Source organism: Massilia sp. LC238 (genome assembly GCF_000735635.1).
Classification (GTDB): Bacteria; Pseudomonadota; Gammaproteobacteria; order Burkholderiales; family Burkholderiaceae_D; genus Telluria; species Telluria varians.
Genome location: NZ_JNNN01000075.1, coordinates 23,983 through 41,916, shown reverse-complemented (window position 1 = coordinate 41,916; position 17,934 = coordinate 23,983). Strand labels below are relative to the sequence as shown.

The window sequence follows — 17,934 nt, the reverse complement described above, 5'->3', positions numbered from 1 at the left end:
GAGCCCGCCTTGAACGACACCGAATTGCAACGCCGCTGCCACCTCGTCTTCCCCGGTCACCGCGCCCGCACGCCCGCCGAACTGTTCACCGCCATGGCGGCATGGTGCGCAGCGAACGGCGTCGAGCACGACGTCTACGGCAGCGGTCCGCTGCTGCAGGAATTCGAGGACAGGATCGCGCGCCTGCTGGGCAAGGAGGCGGCGGTGTTCTGCGTCAGCGGCACCATGGCCCAGGTCACGGCGCTGCGCCTGGCCTGCCAGGACCGCGGGCGCGATCTCGCCGCCCTGCACCCGACCTCGCACATCTTCGTGCACGAACGCTCGAACTACCAGTTGCTGGGGCACTTCAATGCCCTGCAGGCCGGCGAGCGCTACCGTCCCTGGCGCGTCGCCGACCTGGCCGCGATCCCCGACCGCCTGGGCGCGGTCGGCATGGAACTGCCCCTGCGCGAGATCGGCGGCCAGCTCTCGCCCTGGGACGAACTGGAAGCGATCAAGGCGCACTGCCGGGCGCGCGGCGCCCACCTGCACATGGACGGCGCGCGCCTGTGGGAGGCCGCCGCCGGCTACGGCAAGCCCTTGAGTGAGGTCGCGGCCGGCTTCGATTCGGTCTACGTCTCGCTGTACAAGGGGATCGGCGGCCTGGGCGGCGCCATGCTGGCCGGCAGCCGCGAGTTCGTGGACCGGGCCGCCGAATGGTTCCGACGCCAGGGCGGCAATGTCATCCACCGTTCGCCCTATGTGGTGGCGGCGGCGATGGGCTTCGAGGAACGCCTGGCCGCGATGCCGGCCTGCCTGGAGCGCACGCACTTCCTGTACCGCGAACTGGCGGCGCACCCGATCATCCGCGTCAACCCGGCGGCGCCGCACACCAACATGCTGCACCTGCACCTGCCGGTCACGCCCGAGCATGCGCTGGCGATCCGCCGCGCGCTCGCCGAGCGGCATGGCATCTGGATGTTCAACCGCATCGCCGCGGCCGCCCTGCCGGGCACCAGTTCCTTCGAGCTGTACGTGGGGGACAACCTGCTGAATGCGCCGGACGCAGAAGTGCGCGAGGCGCTTGCGCTGTTCGCACGGGCGCTCGGCGCTCAGAACGACAAGGCCGCGTACCAGTCCGCGTAAGGGGTGTTGGCCGCCATGCGCCGGTTGTAGTCGGGGGCGCCGTCGGTCCACCAGACCGGCCCGCGCTCGCCGAGCGCGCGCTTGGCCGCATCGACCTCTGCGCGGGCCTGGCGCTCGGCGTCGAGATCGCCTGCCCGTTTCGCGCTGCCGACCTGCCGGCGCGCGTCCATGAGTTTGTCGACCAGTTGCTGCCGCAGTTCGGGCGCGAGCGCCGGGTTGCTCGATCGCCAGAGCCGGCCCGCGACCACGAAGTAGCGGCCGTCCGGGGTGCTGGGATGGTTCGGGGAAGTCGGCATGGCCGCACTGTACCGCAGAGTGCGCCGGGGCACCAGCTCAAGCCGGGCGCTCTCGGTTACAATGACGGACTGTCACCTATCGTCATACCCAATGCGCCAATACCTCGACTTCATGCGCCATGTGAAAGCGCATGGCGCGGTCAAGACCGACCGCACCGGCACCGGCACCCTGTCCGTGTTCGGCTACCAGATGCGTTTCGACCTGCAGCAGGGCTTCCCCCTGCTCACCACCAAGAAGGTCCACCTCAAGTCGATCATCCATGAACTGATCTGGTTCCTGCAGGGCTCGACCAACATCGCCTACCTGAAGGAAAACGGCGTGAGCATCTGGGACGAATGGGCCGATGCGGACGGCAACCTGGGCCCGATCTACGGCTACCAGTGGCGCAGCTGGCCGACGCCCGACGGCGGCCACATCGACCAGATCTCGCAGGTGCTGGACCAGATCCGCAACACCCCGGACTCGCGCCGGATGATCGTCTCGGCCTGGAACGTGGCCGACGTGCCGAACATGAAGCTGCCGCCCTGCCATGCCTTCTTCCAGTTCTACGTGGCCGACGGCAAGCTGTCCTGCCAGCTGTACCAGCGCAGCGCCGACATCTTCCTGGGCGTGCCCTTCAATATCGCGTCCTATGCGATCCTGACCCATATGATGGCCCAGCAGGCCGGCCTGGAAGTGGGCGAGTTCATCTGGACCGGCGGGGACTGCCACCTGTACAGCAACCACATGGAGCAGGTCGACCTCCAGCTGTCGCGCACGCCCAAGGAACTGCCGCGCCTGGTTATCAAGCGCACGCCGGAATCCTTGTTCGACTACCGCTTCGAGGACTTCGAGGTCGCGGGCTACGATCCGGACCCGGCGATCCGGGCGCCGGTGGCGGTCTGAACGCGACCATATTCCTTGACATTCTGCTTTCAAAACGACAACATTTCCTACCTCTACACATGACGACGGACACGACGATGGGCGAAGCGGCTTTGACTTTGGTAGTGGCCATCGATGCCCAGCGCGGCATCGGCATCGACAACCAGCTGCCCTGGCATCTGCCCGAAGACCTGGCCCACTTCAAGCGCGTCACCCTGGGCAAGCCGATCGTCATGGGCCGCAAGACCTTCGATTCGATCGGCCGTCCCTTACCGAAGCGCCGCAACATCGTCATCACCCGCAATCCCGGCTGGTCGCACGAGGGCGTCGAGACGGCAAGCTCGCTGCCGGCCGCGATCGCGCTGGTGAATGGGGAAGCGGCCAGCATCATCGGCGGCGCCCAGATCTTCAACGAGGCGATCGAACTTGCCGACCGCATGATCGTCACCGAGATCGACCACGTGTTCCGCTGCGATACCTTCTTCCCGCCGATCGACCCGGCCGTGTGGCAGGAAACGGCGCGCGAGACCCACCGGTCAGAAGCGAACGGCTATGACTTCGCCTACGTGACCTATCTTCGAAAGAAGGATTGACACCATGACGGACCAGGCAGTTCGCACTCCCGGCACGCGCGGCGGCGACGGCTTCGCCGGCAAGGTGGCGGTCCTGATCGCCATCCTGGCCACCCTCGGGACCATGTTCGGCTTCATCGGCAGCGCCTCGCACAACAACGCCGCCTTGTACAAGAGCAATGCGGCGATCGACAAGACCAGCGCGGCCAATGCCTGGAACCACTACCAGGCCAAGACCAACCGCCAGAACCTGTCCGAGGTCGCCGCGGCCCTGCCCGGCACCGACAGGGAGCACTATCGCGAAGAGATCCGCCGCTACGGCGTCGAGAAGGAAAGCATTCGCCAGGAAGCGGAAGGCTTCGAGGCCAGCTCGAACGAATGGAACACCCTGTCCGAGAAAGAACTGCACCGCCACCGCCAGTGGGCGGCCGCCGCGGTCGCGCAGCAGATCGCGATCTCGCTGGCCGCCATCAGCCTGCTGTCGCGCCGCACCTGGCTGCTCACGTTCACCAGCGCCGTGGCCGCGTTCGGCATCACGCTGGGCCTGTTCGCCGCAATCCAGGCCGAACCGATGCCCTTCTCGGCCGGCCCGCTGCTGGCGGCCTTCGGCGCGGCGGCCCTGACCGAGGTCTTCCGGCGGGTCGGCAGGAGGCTTGTCAACTGAGTTTTCCAGCTAGTGTGCGACAGGCAGCGCGCCTACTGGCTACTCTTGCAGGTATTGCATAGAAAAGCTGCAAAAAAATTGCACCGACGTACGCGATTTCTGCGAAAATCCGTTTCCTCTTTTTTCCCGGTGCCGTGGCCGGCGGAGCGACCCACCAGGGCCGGCCGCTTCCACGGCGCTTCGCTTTGGAGCTGTCCATGAAATTTCGTTTCCCCATCGTCATCATCGACGAGGACTTCCGTTCCGAGAACACCTCCGGTCTCGGCATTCGCGCACTCGCGGCCGCGATGGAGCAGGAAGGCATGGAGGTGCTCGGCCTGACCAGCTACGGTGACCTGTCCCAGTTCGCCCAGCAGCAGTCGCGCGCCTCCGCCTTCGTCCTGTCCATCGACGACGAGGAATTCGGCGGCGGCTCGGTCGAGGAAACCGATTTCGCCCTGACCGGCCTGCGCGCCTTCGTGCAGGAGATCCGCCACAAGAACGCGAACATCCCGATCTACATCTACGGCGAGACCCGCACCAGCCGCCACATCCCGAACGACATTCTGAAGGAGCTGCACGGCTTCATCCACATGTTCGAGGACACCCCGGAGTTCGTGGCGCGGCACATCATCCGCGAAGCCAAGGCCTACCTCGATTCGCTGGCGCCGCCCTTCTTCCGCGCGCTGGTCAACTACGCCTATGACGGCTCCTACTCGTGGCACTGCCCGGGCCACTCGGGCGGCGTCGCCTTCCTGAAGTCGCCGATCGGCCAGATGTTCCACCAGTTTTTTGGGGAGAACATGCTGCGCGCCGACGTCTGCAACGCGGTCGAGGAACTCGGCCAGCTGCTCGATCACACCGGCCCGGTGGCTAAATCGGAGCGCAACGCGGCGCGCATCTACAACGCCGACCACTGCTACTTCGTGACCAACGGCACCTCGACCTCGAACAAGATGGTCTGGCACTCTACAGTCGCCCCGGGCGACATCGTGGTGGTCGACCGTAACTGCCACAAGTCGATCCTGCACTCGATCATCATGTGCGGCGCGATCCCCGTGTTCCTGATGCCGACCCGGAACAACCTCGGCATCATCGGTCCGATCCCGCTGGAAGAGTTCACCCCCGAATCGATCGCCCGCAAGATCGAGGCCAATCCGTTCGCGCGCGACGCCGTGAACAAGAAGCCGCGCATCCTCACCATCACGCAGTCGACCTACGACGGCGTGGTGTACAACGTCGAGACCCTGCGCGAAATGCTGGACGGGAAGATCGACACCCTGCACTTCGACGAAGCCTGGCTGCCGCACGCCGCCTTCCACAGCTTCTACCAGAACATGCACGCGATCGGCGAGAACCGCCCGCGCGCCAAGCAGTCCATGATCTTCTCCACCCAGTCGACGCATAAGTTGCTGGCCGGCCTGTCGCAGGCCTCGCAGGTCCTGGTGCGCGAATCGGAAACCGTCAAGCTGGACCAGGACGCCTTCAACGAGGCCTACCTGATGCACACCTCGACCTCGCCCCAGTACTCGATCATCGCCTCCTGCGACGTCGCCGCCGCCATGATGGAAGCGCCGGGCGGCACCGCCCTGGTCGAGGAATCGATCTTGGAAGCGCTGGACTTCCGCCGTGCCATGAAGAAGGTCGACCAGGAATTCGGCGATGACTGGTGGTTCAAGGTCTGGGGCCCGGACGTCGAGTCGGAAGAAGGCATCGGTGAGCAGAAGGACTGGATGATCCGCGCCGAGGACGACTGGCACGGCTTCGGCAAGCTGGCCGAGGGCTTCAACATGCTCGACCCGATCAAGTCGACCATCGTGACCCCGGGCCTGTCCCTGGACGGCAAGTTCGGCGACACCGGCATCCCGGCCTCGATCGTGACCAAGTACCTGGCCGAGCACGGCGTGATCATCGAGAAGTGCGGCCTGTACTCCTTCTTCATCATGTTCACGATCGGCATCACCAAGGGCCGCTGGAACACCCTGGTGACCGCGCTGCAGCAGTTCAAGGACGACTACGACCGCAACCAGCCGATGTGGCGCGTGATGCCGCAGTTCGCCGCGGCCAACCCGCGCTACGAGACCCGCGGCCTGCGCGACCTGTGCACCGAGATCCACCTGTTCTACAAGCAGTACGACGTGGCGCGCCTGACCACCGAGATGTACCTGTCGGACATGGTGCCGGCCATGAAGCCGTCGGACGCTTTTGCCAAGATGGCGCACCGCCAGATCGAGCGCGTGGCGATCGACGAGCTGGAAGGCCGCATCACCGCGATCCTGCTGACGCCTTACCCGCCGGGCATTCCGCTCCTGATCCCGGGCGAACGCTTCAACCGGACCATCGTCGACTACCTGCGCTTCGCGCGCGACTTCAACGAGCGCTTCCCGGGCTTCGAGACCGACGTGCACGGGCTGGTCAAGCGTGAAGTCGACGGCAAGCGCGGCTACTTCGTCGATTGCGTGATGCAGGACGCGTAAGCGAGCCGCAGGGCCATGAAAAAAGGGGCGCAAGCCCCTTTTTTTACGCCGGTACGATCATGCTAGCGGCGTTTGAGTTCGATCGTCGCGGCGGGCACGGACGCGGGCGCGGGCGCGGCAGGCGCAGGCGCCTGCCCCTCGCGCATCTCGCGGCGGGCGTGGGTCATGACGGAATACGCGGCGGACAGGCCGAGCAGGCCCATGATGGTGGCCACCAGCAGGTCCGGCAGGCCGCTCTTGGTGCCGAACACGCCGAGGGCGGCGAGCATCACGGCCACATTCGAGATCGCATCGTTGCGGGTGCACAGCCACACCGAACGCATGTTGGCGTCGCCGTTGCGGTAGGCCCACAGCAGCGCACCCACCGAGCAGTTGGCGAGCAGGGCCAGGAAGCCCACCACGCCCATCGTCTCCGCTTTCGGCAGGACGCCGAGCTGGAGGTGCCACAGCGCGGTGCCGAGTACGAAGACGCCGTAGCCGCCCATGGTCGCGCCCTTGACCAGCGCGGTGCGCGAGCGCCAGATTGGCGCCAGGGCGAGGACGAACAGGGAGATGCCGTAGTTGGCGGCGTCGCCGAGGAAGTCGACCGCGTCGGCCAGCAGCGCGACCGAGCCCGCGGCCCAGCCGGCATAGAGCTCGACGCCGAACATCAGCGCGTTGACCCAGAGCGCGATCCAGAGCACGCGCCGGTAGCGCGGATCGACCGGCGGCTTGTCGGAAGAACAACCGCCACTGCAGCAATCAGCCATACGGGTTCAGCCCATCAATATGATTCAATCCTGACAGGATACCGCAAAATTTGAATCAGGTTTTTGGCAGCGTCACGCCGTGCTGGCCCTGGTACTTGCCGCCGCGGTCCTTGTACGAGGTCTCGCAGATTTCATCGGACTCGAAGAACAGCACCTGGGCGCAGCCTTCGCCGGCATAGATCTTGGCCGGCAGCGGCGTGGTGTTCGAGAATTCCAGGGTCACATAGCCTTCCCACTCCGGCTCGAAAGGCGTGACGTTGACGATGATGCCGCAGCGCGCATAGGTCGATTTGCCGAGGCACACGGTCAGCACGTTGCGCGGGATGCGGAAGTACTCGATGGTGCGGGCCAGCGCAAAGGAATTCGGCGGAATGATGCAGACATCGCTTTTCACGTCCACGAAGGAATTCGAATCGAAATTCTTGGGGTCGACGATGGTGCTGTTGATGTTTGTGAACACCTTGAACTCGTCGGCGCAGCGGATATCGTAGCCGTACGACGAGGTGCCCCACGAAATGACCCGGCGGCCGTCGGACTCGCGCACCTGGCGCGGCTCGAAGGGTTCGATCATCCCGGTCTCTTCCGCCATGCGGCGGATCCATTTATCGCTCTTGATAGCCATCGGTGACATTCCAAATAATCAATCCCGCGATTTTACGCTAAACCGCCGCCGCCGACACGCTTTGGGTGGCCGGCATCGATGGCGACAACAGGCGTTCGATCATCTCGTGGGTCAGGCGCGCCGTTTCCTCCGGTTTCTCGAGCGGGTACAGGTGGCCGCCCTCGATCATCACCAGGTTGCGCCCCACCAGGCGGCGGGTGGCGTCGAGCCCGGCCTGGCGCAGCTCTTCCGAGGTGGTGCCGGCGATGAAGCCGATCGGTACTGGAAAAGGCTCGCGCAGGATCGCGCCCATGTGGTGCGGCAGCGTGTTGTAGATCATGGTTTCCACGGCCCGGTCGAAGCGCAGCTGCACGCCTTCCGGATGGGGCTGGAGGCCGTGGTCGAGATAGTCGTCGAGCGCACCGGGCGCCCAGGCCTGGAACATCGGCTTGGCGATGAAATGCTGGTAGGCCGCCGCCCGGTCCGGCCAGACATTGCGCCGGCGTTCGGAAAACTTCGCCGGCGAAAAGCGCGAACCCATGCCGCGTTTCTTGACCAGCTTCCACAGGAAGGCGCGCCAGCCGGCCACCACCGGCGAATCGAGCATGACGACGCAGCGCGCCAGCTCGGGCCGCTGCTTGGCCGCCATCATGCTCAGCATGCCGCCGAGCGAATGGCCGACCAGGATCGGCGGGCGCTCGTAGCCTTCCAGCTGGTGGATCAGCTCCTCCACCAGGCCGTGCCAGCCGTCGCCGACCGGAAAGCGCGGATCGTGGCCGTACATGTCGTGGGCGCGCAGCTCGTAGTGCGGGCCGAGGGCCTGGAACAGCCGGCTATAGGTGCCGGCCGGGTAGCTGTTCCCGTGGGAGAAGTGCAGCAGCGGTTTGCTCATGAGGGTATGGCGTGAATGTCAACGGTCCATTGTAATGAAAGAGCCCGTCGCACGAACCGGGTTTAGAGGGGAATGCCTACACCAGTAACTTGTCGAGATGTAAATCCAGGTAAAATTTCGCACTGCACAAAATGTTCCCGGCGGCGCCTTTGCTATCCTGCTGCCCATGAACCACGTACTGCTGATTGACGACGACGTCGAACTCGTCGGGATGTTTTCCGAATACCTGGAACAGGAAGGCTTTCGCACCACCTGCGTCCACAACGGCCACGACGGCGTGCGCGAGGCGCTGCGCGGCGACTACGCCATCGCGGTCCTCGACGTGATGATGCCGGGTACCAACGGCATCGAGGCCTTGCGCCAGGTCCGCGCGGCCGGCTGCGCAGCGAGCCGGATTCCGATCCTGATGCTGACCGCTCGCGGCGACGACGCCGACCGCATCCTCGGCCTGGAACTGGGCGCCGACGACTATGTCGCCAAGCCCTGCACGCCGCGCGAACTGACCGCGCGGGTGCGCGCCATCCTGCGCCGCACCCAGGCCAGCGGCGCCGGCCCCGGCACGGTGCTCACGGTCGGCAAGCTGAGCATGTATCCGGAACAGCGCCGCGCCTCCTGGAACGGCGCGCCGCTCGAGCTGACCAGCACCGAATTCAACCTGCTCGACGTGCTGGCGCGCCACGCCGGCCGCCCCGTCAGCAAGAACGAGCTGTCGGAACAGGGCCTGGGCCGGCCACTGGCGCGCTTCGACCGCAACATCGACGTGCACCTGAGCAGCCTGCGCCAGAAACTGGGCCTGCTCGCGGATGGCCGCTCTCCCGTGCAGACGATCTACCGCCAGGGTTACCAGCTGATCCGGGACTGACATGGGCCGCCTGTTCTGGAAGTTCTTCCTCTGCATCCTGCTTGCCCAGGTCGCCGCCACCATCGGCATCGGCGGCGCCTTCTGGCTGCGCGACCGTGCCCGCAGCCAAGCGATCGAACTCGACCACGGCCCGCCGGCCTGGATCGCGCTCGACGCGGCCGCCGCTACGCTCAAGCACGGCGGCGTACTGGCCTTGCGCGGGCTGCTGGGCGACATGCAGCGTCCCCAGGTGTTCGTGCAGGACAGCCAGGGGCGCGAGCTGCTGGGCCGCCCGGTGCCGCCCGAACTGCAAGCCGAGCTCACGCGCCAGCTGACCTCGGGCGAGCCGCGCCGCGGCATCCGGCAGTTGGCCGGGCCCGACGGCGAACGCTACACGGCCTTCGTGCGTCGCCAGTTCCGTGGAGCCCCGCTGGCGGGTGCCGGCGGCGCGGCTGCGCATCAGCACCGCTCCGGCGAAGCACCACCTGGACCGGGACCGGGACGGCGCGTGGGCCAGGTCGCCGGCATCGTCGCCGCGACGCTGGCCAGCCTGCTGTTCGCCGCCCTGCTGGCCTGGTATTTCTCGCGCCCAATCCGGGCCTTGCGCAGCGCCTTCGAAGCGGCTTCGCGCGGCGACCTGGCCCCGCGCTTCGCCAGCCCGGGCCGCGCCGGCGACGAGCTGAGCGACCTGGGACGCGACTTCGACCGCATGAGCGCACGCCTGGCCGCCCTGATGGACGGCCAGCGCCGCCTGCTGCACGACGTCTCGCACGAACTGCGCTCGCCGCTGGCGCGGCTGCAGGCCGCGGTGGGGCTGGCGCACCAGCAGCCGGAGCGGATCGGCTCCTCGCTCGACCGCATCGAGCGCGAGAGCATGCGCATGGACAAACTCGTCGGCGAGCTGCTGACGCTCTCGCGGCTCGAAGCCTCGGCCACCCTGGCCCGGCGCGAACAGCTCGACCTGACCGAACTGGCGGACCAGATCGCGGCGGATGCACGGTACGAGGCGGGGCCGGAAGCGCCCCGCATCCGCGTGGAGGCGCCGGGCCCGATCGTGGTGCAGGGCGACCCGGACCTGCTGTGGAGCGCGCTGGAAAACGTGGTGCGCAACGCGATCCGCCATGGTGGTAACGGGAGTGTCAGGATCGTGCTGCAGCTTGACGCGCAATGGGCGCACCTGGACGTGCTCGATTGCGGCCCCGGAATCGCCGCCGCCGACCTGGCATCGATCTTCCGGCCCTTCTTCCGTTCCAACCCGAACAAGGTGGACGGCCATGGATTGGGACTGGCGATCGCCCAGCAGGTGCTTGCGGCGCACGGCGGCAGCATCGGCGCGTCCAACCGCGAGGGGGGCGGTCTGCAGGTGCGGCTCAGCCTGCCCTTGACGGATTGATCGCTAGCGTCCGTGCCAGTAGCGGCGCCGCTCGGCACGGAATTCACTTACATCCAGCGTGCGCCCGAAACGCAGCAGGACCGCGCCCGATTCGTCGGTGCGCAGCCTGCGGATGCCCAGGCTGGCGTAGCGCTCATAAACCTCCTTCTTCGGGTGGCGGTAGCGGTTGCGGTAACCCACCTGGAAGATGCCGAGCCTGGGTTCCACCGCGGCCAGGAAGGCGGCGGTCGACGAGGTCCCGCTGCCGTGATGCGGCGCCAGCAACACGTCGGCGCGCAGCTGGCCCGCCGCGGTCTCGATGAGCTGCATCTCCTGCGCCGCTTCGATGTCGGCCGCCAGCAGCATCGCCTTGCCATGCGCGCTCACGCGCAGCACGCAGCTGCGGGCGTTGGCTTTCAGGCCGACCTGTTCGTACGACTGCGGGGTCGGCCCCAGCAGCTCGAAGCGCACCCCGTCCCAGCTCCACGCCTGGCCCGCGCCGCAGCGGCTGTGGCGGCGCGCGGCTTGCACCACCGGATGGCCCGCGGACAGCGAGGAATGGACCTGGGCGACGCTCACGCCCTCGAGCAGCGTGCGCGCGCCGCCGGCGTGGTCGACATCGCTGTGCGAGACCACCAGCGCATCGAGGGCGCCGATGCCGCGCCCGCGCAGGTAAGGCAGGAGGATCCGGCCGGCCGCATCCGCGACCGGCCCATACTGCGGACCGGCGTCGTACAGCAACCGGTGCCGCTCGGTCTCGACCAGCAGGGCCATGCCCTGCCCCACATCGAAGGCGGTCACCGAGAACGTGCCGGCCGGCGGCGCGCTTGGCAACTGGGTCAGCATCGGGGCCCAGGCGGCCAGCCCGGCCCACCGATGCGGCCAGCCGCGCGGCGCCAGCATCCACGCGGTGCCGGCAAGCGCCAGCACGAAGATCCACGGCTGCGGCGCCGGCGCGTTCATGACCGCGAGCGGGCTGGCGGCCAGCCAGGCCAAGCCGTCCGCCAGCACCTCGATCGCCAAGTGCGCCAGCCCGAGGACCCAGCCTGCCAACGCCGCCGGCAGCAGTGCCCCAATCAGCGCCAGCGGCGTGACGAACAGGCTGACGACCGGGATCGCGACCGCATTTGCGATTGGGCTGGCCAGCGACACCTGCGCGAACAGCAGCATGGTCAGCGGCACCAGGCCGACGGTGACGGCGTACTGGGTCCGGACCGCCATGCCGAGCGTGCGGCGCCATCCGGCGTCGGGCTGCACCCGCCCCAGGTTGGCGTACAGGATCACGGCCACCGCCCCGAACGACAGCCAGAAGCCGGCCCCCAGCACGGCCCAGGGATCGATCAGCACCACGACAAGCAGCGCCAGGCACAGCACATGCGACAGCGCCACCACCCGGCCGAACCACAGCGCGGCCGCCACCGCCGCCAGCATGTAGAAGGTGCGCTGCGCGGGCACGCCGGAACCGGCAAGCAGCACGTACAGCAGCGCCACCAGCGCGCCGGCCAGCGCCGCGGCCTTCTGGGCCGGCAGCCGCAGCGGCAAGGCCGCGCCCTCCACAAAGAAGGAACGGCGCCACAAGGCGGACATGACCCATGCCGCCAGGGCCGCGACCATGGTGATGTGCAGGCCCGAGATCGACACCAGGTGGCTGATGCCGGTGCGGTTGAAGACGTCCCAGCTCGACTGCGGAATGCCGCGCTGGTCGCCGATCACCAGTGCCACGATCACGCCGGCATAGCGCTTGCCGTCCAGTTCGCGCAGGATGTGGCGGCGCAGTGCGGCGCGGGCGCGCTCCACCACATGTCCTGGGCGCGGCACGAAGGCGTCGAGACGGACATTGCGCGGCCCGGCGGGACGCACGTAGCCGGTGGCGCGCACGCCCTGCTCGAGCAGCCAGGCTTCGTAGTCGAAGCCGTAGGGGTTGGCATTGCCGTGCGGACGCTGCAGGCGCACGACCAGCTGCCAGCGCTCGCCGGGTTCCACCGGCGTCAGGCCCTCCGTGGCCCCCGGCTGCCCGTACCAGGAAATGGCGATCCGCGGTGGGACCGCGGCGTCCGGCGTCAGGACACGTTCGACACGCAGGTGAAAGCGCGCGCCGCCGTCGAATTCATGCGGCAGGCTGTCGACGGTGCCGACGATGGTGACGTCCCGGCCTTCCTGCTCGCGCGGCAGCGCGTCCGCCAGGGCGACGTGGGCCAGCCATGCCGACCACGCGGCGCCGAGGATGGCGGCGGCGAGCAGGGTCGCGGCACGTTTGCGCAGCAAGAACAGGACCAGCGCTGCCGCAAGGGCGCCGGCCAGGTAGGCCGGTGGCGGCAGTTCGGCGCGGGTCTGGAGCCAGCATACCCCGGCGAGGAAGGCGAGGATCGCGCAGCGCATGGGCCGGCCCGCAGGCTTGCGTGGGTGAGGCTGCTAGGCCACTGGACTCTCGGCGACGAGCTGGAAGTCGTGGAACTGGTCGGCGACCAGCTTCGGCGGCGGCGAGCAGGCGCAGATGCACAGGTCGTCGCTCAGCGCGCACTCCTTGCCTTCGGACTGGTCGGGCAGGCGCGGCATGACGCACTGGATCACGCCCTGCTCGCCGCACTCGGGGCAGTCGACCGGATCGCCTTCGCGGGCGATCGGCATGCCGTCCAGGGTAGTGAAGGTGCTGGAAGCCCTGATGGTGCCGCCCGCCGTGGTAGTGGCGCCGGCGCGGATGTAGAAACGCTTGTGGGTCACTCCGCTCTCCTTCGGGGGGAAAGCTGGAATGTAGCTGAGCTGGGGGGGATGACTTTGCGGAAACTCAGCTAGTCTTAGACGACAACAGTTATTTCTTGGTCAGGCTTGGCGGCGGTACGGGCTGCGTCGCATTCTGAGCATTTATCGGCCGTAAACGGATGCTGGATACGATCTTGTCCCATAGTTGGAGCGCCGCAATATCCGACAGTGAAGAAGGGACCGGCCCGTTGACGCTGTGACCAGTGTCCATTCTAAATACTAAATGCGGAACGAAGACATTGTCTTGTGTACCGTTCACTTCCCACCAAAAGCTATGGACTACTGTATCCTCGTTCTCGAGGAAACGTTCGGCTAAATCGTCACCACTAATACCTCCAATAACCCGTCTATCAGAACGCAGCCTTTTCACGCGCTTTCTCTCGTCGTCAATCGGCCTGGTGTTCGAGTTAGCCGCTCGTTCGAGCAAGCCTTCCCGATCGGGTTCAGTGCCTGCAGCCAGAATCATGTTGAATGTGATATCGGGCCAATTTGGCAGTCTCGCATTCATCACGATTTGTTCGCCTTGGTCGGCGCTAAGTGGGTCACGTATGAAAGCACGGTCGATGCAATACCCAGGCGCTGTCGGAGTTCGGTTTTCTGGATTGGGAACGATTTGCGCGATCAATGTTGAGAGATTTCCTATCGATTCGGGATCATGATCGGATGCAGAAACATCAATGCTGATTCCATCGACATGGACAAGTGCTTCGACCGCAACGCTCTCGTAGCGGTAGCGTGCGACGGTAAGTCCGTCGGACGACTGGCCTTCAGTGACATTCCGACCGTGAACAAAGATGTGACCCGCGACACCATGGTTGTTCCTCACCTTACTAGCCACTTCCAGGTTATTGCGTCTCCCGGGACGATCGGTAACTGCTTCAATTTGCGCCTTTCGCGCAAGAACACGCTCCTGGAACCCAGCATCCGATTCCTCAAAGGCGACGATACTAAAGCCGTCGATACGAGCTCCGTGAAGTTCGTATTGCGCCTCTGCCGGCATGTCAATTAAGAATCGCCCTATGCAGACCGTCTTTATCTTTTCGGTTATTTGCGAGCCCTCGAGCTTCTCCTCATCACGATGCGTTTCGAACGTTCGCCCCAAAGCAGCGACTACAACCCCGGCGAGCACGACCATCAGCCAGGTCTTCAACGAACGTATCATGTAGACTCCTAGCTAATTTGGTCAACGGGCATTCTGGGAACTAAGTAAGCGCCGAACACGGTAAAGGCGCTATACCTGCTGGGCCAAGGGTGACATCCCAAATTGATTGCGTCCGTCGGTCTCGCTGGCTGACTGGTCGGCGACATCTGCAAGACGCATCAAGCGCCATGCACTACGACGTTGGATTGCTTGCGGTGCGCTGGGCGAGTGACCAAATATGCCTGGCGCAACAGTAAAGGTCGCCGGTGGCAGCAAGCTTCCCTGTGCAAACCAGCGGGTTCCGTCAAGCGCGTGCGACTCTTCACAACGCCACCAGCCACTCGCCGGGCAAGCAACGCCGGTCGAGGAATAGCTGCCAATCGCGACGCTGGCGCCGCCCGCAGGTCCAGGTACGCCGACAGCAACCGTCGTGGTACTGGACGTAGAAGCCTTCGCTAATTGCAACGGTGGCGGCACTCTTTTACGCGCCCGGTGATCGACAAGTTTCCAATTCGTTGGGTTCTTCGATTCGTAGCTCGGCTGCAGTCCACGTACCTTGTCCCACAAGGTACGTGGAGGAAGCAGCAACGCCTGAGGCATCACATCACCCTTTTTAATGTATTGCCGTTGGCCGCCCAGTACGCCAATTTCCCCGCCACCGTCACCACAAAGCCACCAACCACTTTCCGGACAGCGTTCGCCAGCCGAAGCGTATGTGCCAAGCGGTGTTGTCGGCGCTTCGACTCGTCTAGTTTCTTGAGGTTCAGCCGAACGTAGGCGAATACTAGACGTTATCTTGTCCCACAAGCCGAGTGCGGCACCGTCCGATAGAGAGGATGGCACGGGCTGGCGATTGCCATTTCCGGTCGTCATCTTGAACATAAGATGTGGAACGAAAACATTGTCTTCAGTCCCGTTCACCTCCCACCAGAAGGTATGCACGCGTGCCTCGTTTTCCTCGACCACCAATTCAGCCAGTTCTTCGCCGGCCAGCCCCCCAATCTTGCGCTCACCCGCCCTCAATCGCGTTATACGCATCCGCTCCGCTATCGACAGCACACCATCTGCCGTGTTGGTCCGTTCCAGTACGCCTTGCGGCTCGGGCTTGAGTCCAGCGGACAGCATGAGCATGAACTCGACATCAGGGTGATTCGGCAGACGCGCGGACATGATGATCTGTTCGCGCTGATCGGCGCGGAGCGGGTCGCGGACATAGGCGCGGTCCATGCAGAATCCTGGTTCCGCAGGGATGCTGTTATCGGGGTTGGCCACGAGCTGATTGACCAGCCTGGGCAGATCCTCGACCCACTTTAGTGCCCGATCCTTGTAGGACAGATCGATACTGATCCCATGACCATGGACGAGGGCTTCCGTCGTGATCCCCTCGTCGCGGTAGCGCTCCACGCCGCCTAGGCCATTGCCCTGCGTTCCCTCTTCCACGGTCCGGCTGTGAATAAGGATCTTTCCCACGAGCCCACTGTTGGTGTTCACCTCCCTCGCAGACTCAAGATTCTTGTTTCCACCGAGCCAGTCCGGCAGGGCCCTGATTTGGGCCTCGCGGTCGGTGACACGCTCCTGGAACGCCTCTTCGGTTTCATCGAAAGCCGAAATATCGAAACCATCGACTTTCGCCCCTCTCAGCTCAATTTCTGCTTCCTCCGGCATGTCGATCAAAAACCTGCCGACACACACGGTTTTCATTTTGTCGGTCATTTGCGCTACCTCGTATTGGTCCCGCCGGTCTTCATCGCGCTTATCCAAAACCTTTCCCGCCGCCCAAGTGGCAACCAATCCCGCGCACAGAGCCCCGGCCAGCATTCTTGCCAGCCTGCTCCGAAGCCAACTCTTCACGAGATCTCCTGAACAATCTTGGTAAGCAATCGGAGCGTTAACATGAGCATGTGCTCATTGTTATACGATTCCTGATGGTCGTAGCCCTCCGTCGCAAACACTTGTTTTACCTTGCCGGCCGGTCCTGCACCGGATTGATGCGGTACGGTTCCATCGCCCCGCGCGTCCTGCTGATCAGGCGCAAAACGCAGTTCGTTCTTCCCGTCGACGAGTACGCGGCGCTGTCCGGTATCAGTTTCGCCGATATACTGTCCGGCTGTAAGATTCGCTGGCGTAAGTGCTGTCGTCGATCCTGCCTGCTGAATAGCGACCCATCGAACCTGCCCGTACGAAAGTTGACTCCGATCGTCGCCATAGAACGCATAGGTATTGGGGTGATAGTAATCATCGAGAATCTTGTGAAAACTCTCTGCTGCACCGATCGCCGCCCTGATTACTTGCCTCACCCCTTTCTCGGTTTGCGAATATTTGCCAGCGGGATCGGCCAGGTCCGGATTAATCAACCGAAACCACGACTTCATGTCACGGTACAGATCATAGGGATTCTGCAGATTTGCATTAGGAAACGAGAGCGCATCATAAGGCTTGGTCTGGTATCCGGAAACGCCGGTCTTCCCTGTATGATTTGTGCCTTGGACACCACCGACAAACCTGATTACACGGACGTGCAGCCAAGGTTGGGGGTACAGGTGATTCGGCAGAAGTTCGAGCGCACCAGGCGATGTCGCCAAGACTGGCGTGGTTTTACTGGTGCTGCTCCCCAGAATCATTGCAGTCCTGGAACCCTCAAACTTCTTGAGGGGAAGATTATTCGGAGTAGATGACTCGGTTCCGCTGGCAATCCTGCGGTAGGCGACTGGTGCGCCCAGTGCCGGCATCACGCCATGGATCACGCCGGCGATTTTGTCCGGAATGCGCTTTGCGCACGCTCTTGCTACCAAGCCCCCCATGGAGTGCGTTACCAAAATGACCTTAGAGCATTGCCGTTTCGCTTTCTTCCACGAATCGATAATTTCAAGAATCCGCTTTTCCAGCAATTCCGCCGAGCTTTTACAATCGTGTAGCCAGCAGTAGCCGAACGCGTACACTGGAAAATAGTGCTGAGCGTGCTTTACAAGGTGGTCTTCCGTTAGCGACGCGAACTGGCGCAGGCCCCATCGTTGTGGATCGCAGGCCATCACGTCTTTCCAATGCTGTTTGACGAAGCGCTTCTTCCCCTGCTCGTCAAAACCGAAAGTCTGATTCAGCCGAGTCTGCAGACCGTAAAGAAGGCCACCATACGAATCGGCATACACTTCCCCCCAGCCTCTTTCTCGCAGCTCGCGCTCGGTCAGGACATAGCCATCCTCAGCATCCGGGATGATGACGGGGCCGGTTGGATCGACCTCGAGGGTCGCAGGATCCAGCAGCAGCTGGCGCTGCTGCGGCGTGTACCTGTCCCAGACGCGCGAGGCATTGAATCCCTCGAGTTCACCATTTGGCGGCCGCCAAGTAGGCTGACCAGGCTTCACCATCTTGTTTCGTTCATCTTCGACCCGTCCCAAACGCGGCTTTTGTTTGGCACGAAGGTTCGTACCCATAATGCCGGGTACAACAATGACCGGAACAATCTTATTGGGCGGGACAAGTCCAAGGCCGCGGATCGTATAGTCCGCCGAGGACATGAATGAGTTCACTTCCCATCCGCCATGCGACAGAGGGACGAGCGGAGGCAATGGCCTGGTCGGTTCACGCATGACGGTTCCCGAC

16 protein-coding genes are annotated in these 17,934 nt (G+C 64.4%); 7 read left to right on the top strand and 9 right to left on the bottom strand.

Features of this window, described 5'->3' with window-relative positions; genetic code table 11:
- Window positions 1-9 precede the first annotated feature (9 nt).
- Window positions 10-1,125, top strand: coding sequence for a low specificity L-threonine aldolase (locus FG94_RS20595; protein WP_036215599.1), 1,116 nt, complete (start codon window positions 10-12; stop codon window positions 1,123-1,125).
- Here FG94_RS20595 and FG94_RS20590 read toward each other — a convergent pair.
- Window positions 1,092-1,421: a hypothetical protein gene (locus FG94_RS20590; RefSeq protein WP_036215596.1), complete on the bottom strand. Its 330-nt coding sequence runs from the start codon at window positions 1,419-1,421 to the stop codon at window positions 1,092-1,094. The two genes, FG94_RS20595 and FG94_RS20590, sit on opposite strands and share 34 nt — an antisense overlap.
- Before the next feature lie 91 nt (window positions 1,422-1,512).
- Here FG94_RS20590 and FG94_RS20585 point away from each other — a divergent pair, with 91 nt between their 5' ends.
- The 4 genes from FG94_RS20585 to FG94_RS20570 all read left to right on the top strand — a co-directional run bounded on the left by FG94_RS20585 (window position 1,513) and on the right by FG94_RS20570 (window position 5,978).
- Window positions 1,513-2,307: a thymidylate synthase gene (locus FG94_RS20585; protein ID WP_036215593.1), complete on the top strand. Its 795-nt coding sequence runs from the start codon at window positions 1,513-1,515 to the stop codon at window positions 2,305-2,307.
- 77 nt (window positions 2,308-2,384) lie between these two features.
- Window positions 2,385-2,879 (top strand): dihydrofolate reductase, encoded by a 495-nt coding sequence (locus FG94_RS20580; RefSeq protein WP_036215663.1) that lies wholly within the window; start codon window positions 2,385-2,387, stop codon window positions 2,877-2,879.
- Between the two features lie 4 nt (window positions 2,880-2,883).
- On the top strand, window positions 2,884-3,522 hold the full coding sequence (locus FG94_RS20575) for a DUF4337 domain-containing protein (protein ID WP_036215590.1): 639 nt from the start codon (window positions 2,884-2,886) through the stop codon (window positions 3,520-3,522).
- 197 nt (window positions 3,523-3,719) lie between these two features.
- On the top strand, window positions 3,720-5,978 hold the full coding sequence (locus FG94_RS20570) for an arginine/lysine/ornithine decarboxylase (RefSeq protein WP_036215589.1): 2,259 nt from the start codon (window positions 3,720-3,722) through the stop codon (window positions 5,976-5,978).
- 62 nt (window positions 5,979-6,040) lie between these two features.
- Here the strand turns inward: FG94_RS20570 and FG94_RS20565 are convergent, their stop codons facing one another.
- From FG94_RS20565 to FG94_RS20555, 3 genes are read right to left on the bottom strand one after another with little or no spacing between them, the layout of a single operon-like run.
- Window positions 6,041-6,727: a cation transporter gene (locus FG94_RS20565; RefSeq protein WP_036215587.1), complete on the bottom strand. Its 687-nt coding sequence runs from the start codon at window positions 6,725-6,727 to the stop codon at window positions 6,041-6,043.
- A 55-nt stretch (window positions 6,728-6,782) separates the two neighbouring features.
- Window positions 6,783-7,349, bottom strand: coding sequence for a dCTP deaminase (gene dcd, locus FG94_RS20560; protein WP_027867561.1), 567 nt, complete (start codon window positions 7,347-7,349; stop codon window positions 6,783-6,785).
- A gap of 37 nt (window positions 7,350-7,386) precedes the next feature.
- On the bottom strand, window positions 7,387-8,220 hold the full coding sequence (locus FG94_RS20555; protein WP_051996952.1) for an alpha/beta fold hydrolase: 834 nt from the start codon (window positions 8,218-8,220) through the stop codon (window positions 7,387-7,389).
- 166 nt (window positions 8,221-8,386) lie between these two features.
- Between FG94_RS20555 and FG94_RS20550 the strand changes: the two genes are divergently transcribed.
- Together FG94_RS20550 and FG94_RS20545 are read left to right on the top strand one after the other, a co-directional pair.
- The gene (locus tag FG94_RS20550; protein ID WP_036215584.1) at window positions 8,387-9,082 is read left to right on the top strand and encodes a response regulator transcription factor; all 696 of its coding nucleotides are present in this window, start codon (window positions 8,387-8,389) and stop codon (window positions 9,080-9,082) included.
- A 1-nt stretch (window position 9,083) separates the two neighbouring features.
- The gene (locus FG94_RS20545; RefSeq protein ID WP_036215581.1) at window positions 9,084-10,454 is read left to right on the top strand and encodes an ATP-binding protein; all 1,371 of its coding nucleotides are present in this window, start codon (window positions 9,084-9,086) and stop codon (window positions 10,452-10,454) included.
- 3 nt (window positions 10,455-10,457) lie between these two features.
- On the opposite strand, the gene FG94_RS20540 is transcribed toward FG94_RS20545, so the two are convergent.
- The 5 genes from FG94_RS20540 to FG94_RS20520 form a co-directional block, all read right to left on the bottom strand.
- A complete protein-coding gene (locus tag FG94_RS20540) occupies window positions 10,458-12,812 on the bottom strand; it encodes a DNA internalization-related competence protein ComEC/Rec2 (protein WP_036215578.1) in 2,355 nt (784 codons plus the stop codon).
- Between the two features lie 33 nt (window positions 12,813-12,845).
- On the bottom strand, window positions 12,846-13,154 hold the full coding sequence (locus tag FG94_RS20535) for a PAAR domain-containing protein (protein WP_036215576.1): 309 nt from the start codon (window positions 13,152-13,154) through the stop codon (window positions 12,846-12,848).
- A gap of 88 nt (window positions 13,155-13,242) precedes the next feature.
- Window positions 13,243-14,355 (bottom strand): T6SS immunity protein Tli4 family protein, encoded by a 1,113-nt coding sequence (locus FG94_RS27435; RefSeq protein ID WP_152571070.1) that lies wholly within the window; start codon window positions 14,353-14,355, stop codon window positions 13,243-13,245.
- A gap of 69 nt (window positions 14,356-14,424) precedes the next feature.
- Entirely contained in the window at window positions 14,425-16,047 is a 1,623-nt protein-coding gene (locus FG94_RS20525) for a T6SS immunity protein Tli4 family protein (RefSeq protein WP_152571069.1), read from the bottom strand.
- A gap of 134 nt (window positions 16,048-16,181) precedes the next feature.
- A complete protein-coding gene (locus FG94_RS20520) occupies window positions 16,182-17,921 on the bottom strand; it encodes a triacylglycerol lipase (RefSeq protein WP_036215567.1) in 1,740 nt (579 codons plus the stop codon).
- Window positions 17,922-17,934 lie beyond the last annotated feature (13 nt).